This is a genomic window from uncultured Limnohabitans sp. (assembly GCF_937889215.1).
Lineage (GTDB): Bacteria > Pseudomonadota > Gammaproteobacteria > Burkholderiales > Burkholderiaceae_C > Limnohabitans_A.
In genome coordinates, this window is record NZ_CALBEX010000356.1 from 1 (window position 1) to 3,871 (window position 3,871).

The 3,871-nt window shown below is 60.0% G+C and carries 4 protein-coding genes; all 4 read right to left on the bottom strand.

Going from position 1 to position 3,871, the window contains the following annotated elements; genetic code table 11:
• The coding region (locus tag Q0341_RS09185; RefSeq protein WP_299512389.1) for a 3'-5' exonuclease at positions 1–1,803 on the bottom strand (1,803 nt) is incomplete at its 3' end.
• Entirely contained in the window at positions 1,800–1,982 is a 183-nt protein-coding gene (locus Q0341_RS09190; RefSeq protein WP_299512391.1) for a hypothetical protein, read from the bottom strand. The genes Q0341_RS09185 and Q0341_RS09190, both read right to left, overlap by 4 nt.
• 116 nt (positions 1,983–2,098) lie before the next feature.
• A complete protein-coding gene (locus Q0341_RS09195; RefSeq protein WP_299512393.1) occupies positions 2,099–2,488 on the bottom strand; it encodes a hypothetical protein in 390 nt (129 codons plus the stop codon).
• Between the two features lie 137 nt (positions 2,489–2,625).
• On the bottom strand, positions 2,626–3,871 hold a 1,246-nt coding region (locus Q0341_RS09200), incomplete at its 5' end, for a VC_2705 family sodium/solute symporter (RefSeq protein ID WP_299512395.1).

Below are 3,871 nucleotides of genomic sequence, written 5' to 3' on the forward strand. Positions count from 1 at the left end.
CTGGCCCTGCACCATGGCGGGTGTGATGCCGTGGATCGGAATGGACGCAGCCGGGATGCTGCGGCCCGGATCAACCAACTGCTCAAACGTCTCCAGGCGCAGCAAGCGGCCATTGACGATGCGGACGGCGCCGATCTGGACGATCTCGTCGCCTTGTGAAGGGTTCAGGCCCGTGGTCTCGGTGTCGAACACGGTGAACATCAGGGTTTTGAGCGGTCGATCGTCCAAACTGTGGTGGCTCTCAGCCATCTGGAACAGATCGAAGTCGTAGTACTCGGGGCGGCTGTCTGGGCTTCGCAGATGCTCGGAATTGATGGTGTCTTGTGCCTGGGCCCTGGGCAGAACCAGCCGAAAGAACGCCTGGTGGCGCGTGCGCTCGCGCTCGAACCCCATCACACCGCCGTGGCGGTCCATCACGTCACGCACCGTCAAGGGGTTGTGGTCTTGCCCCTGGTGCATGGGGTCCAATTCCCAGCCCATCACGGTTTCAGTGCTCATGGCCTGGCCGGACCAGACCAAGTCCAAGTGCACTTTGTCGGCAGCCTGCGCGAGCCGCAGCTGCACAAAGCGCACAGCAAACTCGTCAAACAAACGGCTGGCCAGATAGGCCAGCACCTGCAGCACACCCCAGCTGTCCACCTTGAGCCAGACCTGCGGGTCCACCGTGTCCAGCACCACGTCGCCTGAGTCGCGCCCGCAATGCATGGCGATGTGCCGCTGCGCGGCCAGCACCAAGTCTGCGCCCAGCATGTCTTCCATCGGCCAACGGGTTTTCAGCGTTTCGGTAGAGCGGGCCACCAGATCGGTGATGCGCTGGCCCATGGCGGCGGCTTCTTCGCGCACCAAGCGCAAAAACTGCGCGCGCACCTCAGGCGTCAGATGGTCCGAAGCCAGCCTCTCAGCGGCGGCCTGCACATGGGCCAGCGAAGCCCGCGAGCCCTCGGTCAGGCCCAGCAGCAACTGGTCACGGCGGGTTTCTTCCTCGAAGCTGTGGGTCACGTTGTCCAGCATCAAAACAAAGCCATGGATGTCAGCGCTGTCGGACTCGGCCCCTGGCTCTGTGTCTGCGCCCGCGCGCACCGGGGCCATGTGCACGCGCAGCAACTGGCCAGAGGCGGTGCTGGTCAGGAACTGGGCAGACGGCTGGCTGGCCCCGCGCGCCATGCGCTGGCGGATGTTTTCCAGGGCGTGTGCCAACAAATGGCGGTCCAGCGCGGCGTAAATCGAACGGCCAATGCCCACCCACTGTGCACCCACGGCAGCCGACGAATCACCCGCCAGCTTTTTAAACTGCAGGCGCGCCCGGTTGTTGAGCAACACAATGCGACCATCCAGATTGCACACCACCACGCTTTGGTTCAGCTCCGACATCAGCGCAGCCAGGCGGTTGCGCTCTTGTTGCAGGCTCTGACTGGCCTGGGCCACTTCGGCCTGTACGTGGTCTCGCCAGTGGTCGCGCTGAGTAGCCAGCGCATTGATGGCCTCGGTCAGGCGCTGCACGGCCGGGGTTTGCGAATCGGCATTCATCAGTTGCTTTTGCGTGGCCACGGTGATCAGTTTGACCTTGTCCAGCAAGCGAACAAGGCTTTGTTGGTGTTGGCGATCGTGCCTGTGCCAAAACCACACCGAAAACCCCGCGAAGGGCAGCAACGCCAGCCCAGCCAAAGGCCAGACGCCCGCCAGCAATGCCCCCAGTTGCGTGGCCTGCACGGGCGTCAAAGCCCACCACACCAAGCCAACGCCCAAGCAGAGACAAGCCAGTGCAGCCCCCACGCTCAGAGCGGCTTGCCGCTGCCAGCTCATGCCACCACCTGCAGCAACTGGGCCACTATAAATAGGGGTTTTGGGGCACAAAAGAATTGGGCCATGTGGGCGTTGACCACGCCAAAGTCCTTGGCGATGTTAGCTTCACAGGACATCAAAAAGCCCCATGACTTGCCCCAGTTGGGCTCGACATCGGCGATCCCTATTTTGTGGCGCATCTTGCCTCCTGTCCTCGGTCATTGCGCGCTGCACAGCCCAGCGCATTCGCAATTTGGGGGTCTTGTGCAGATGCTGCAAAACATGGCCATCGACCAATGGGCTTCACTGCGCAAATTCAGTCGCGCGTCCCATCGCCAGATGCCGAGCGCTTGGCTTTGTTTTTGAATCTGGGGCCCAAGCCGTGCGCCTGTCGACTCAGAGCGAACGAAGCCAGCAACTTGATCCACAGGGTCGAGCCGGCAATGGCAATCCAGTCCTCGGACGCCAAGGCCTGAAAGCCCAGCACCGCCACCAGCACCCCGACCATCACTGTGCCGCCGATCATGTTGATCGCCATCTCATAGGGCGCATATTTCTCGGCATTGTCAGGGGGCATCCCTTTTTTCAGGGCGACTTCACTGAAGTCTTGCTTGACCAAAATGCGGTAAGCCCGGCGCAGCCAGAAAAAGGCGATCGGAAACAAGGCCAGTAAAAAAATCCAATTGAAAATGAAAATGCTGGTCATGGTTTTACGTGCTTTCGGTGTGGCCACGATTGTCACCCAATCGCAGCCATGCCATAAAAAAAGCCCCGCCAGTCGCCTAACGGGGCTTTGCTGTTTCAAACGGGCGCCGCTTTCACGGCACCTGTCGAAAAGTCATTTCAGTGACCAGCAGCGGCAGAACCCGCGCCTTTAGGCACGCGAACCGACTCCACCAATTCTTGGATGTGCTGTGGCACAGGGGCAGACATCTTGCTGACCAGATAGGCCACTGCGAAGTTCACGATCGCGCCCACGGTGCCGAAGGCCTCAGGGGTGATGGTGAAGAATGCATTGGCGCCACCGATCAGATCGAGGTAAGCCGTGCCTTTGATGAAGAAGATGCCTTTGTGTGCGAACACATAGAACAACGTCACAGCCAAACCAGCCAACATACCGGCGATGGCGCCTTTGTCAGACACGGTCTTGATGAAAATGCCCATCATCAAAGCAGGGAAGATGGTGGAGGCGGCAATACCGAAAGCCAAAGCCACGGTGCCGGCAGCGAAGCCCGGTGGATTCAAGCCGAGCCAGCCCGCCACGAAGATGGCCACAGCCATGGCAATCTTACCGGCCATGAGTTCGCCTTTTTCACTGATGCCAGGGTTGATGGCACCCTTGATCAGGTCGTGCGACACAGCCGACGAAATGGCCAAGAGCAAACCGGCAGCGGTCGACAAAGCGGCCGCCAAACCACCCGCGGCCACCAACGCGATCACCCAGTTGGGCAGCAAGGCGATTTCGGGGTTGGCCAACACGATGATGTCGGCGTTCACGGTCAATTCGTTGCCTTTCCAGCCAGCTGCGTCAGCCTTGGCTTTCACGGCGTCACTCTTGGTTTTGTCGTTGTAGTACTGGATACGGCCATCGCCGTTCTTGTCTTCGAACTTCAGCAAACCGGTTTTTTCCCAGCGCTTCATCCAGTCTGGACGGGCTTCATACTGCAAGCTGGCATCAGCGGCGAACAAGTCACCACCGGTGGAAGCCGCCGTGTTCACGGTCTTGTGCAGGTTGAACTTGGCCATGGCACCCACAGCAGGCGCTGTGGTGTAGAGCAACGCAATGAAGATCAAAGCCCAGCCAGCCGATGCACGGGCGTCAGCGACTTTGGGCACGGTGAAGAAGCGAACGATCACGTGGGGCAAGCCCGCGGTACCGATCATCAAGGACACGGTGTACATGAACATGTTCAGCGTCGTGCCCGCTGTGGTGGTGGTGTACTGGTTGAAGCCCAGGTCGGTCACCACTTGGTCGAGCTTGGACAGCAAGGAGATGTCGGTGCCAGCGTAGTTAGAACCCAAGCCCAACTGAGGGAAAGGGTTGCCGGTCAGGTTCAAAGAGATGAAGATGGCAGGCACCAAGTAAGCC

Bases quoted from the DNA above. Each gene is read 5' to 3' on its own strand.
- Q0341_RS09195 (WP_299512393.1), bottom strand. From the start codon at position 2,488: ATGACCAGCATTTTCATTTTCAATTGGATTTTTTTACTGGCCTTGTTT.
- Q0341_RS09190 (WP_299512391.1), bottom strand. From the start codon at position 1,982: ATGCGCCACAAAATAGGGATCGCCGATGTCGAGCCCAACTGGGGCAAG.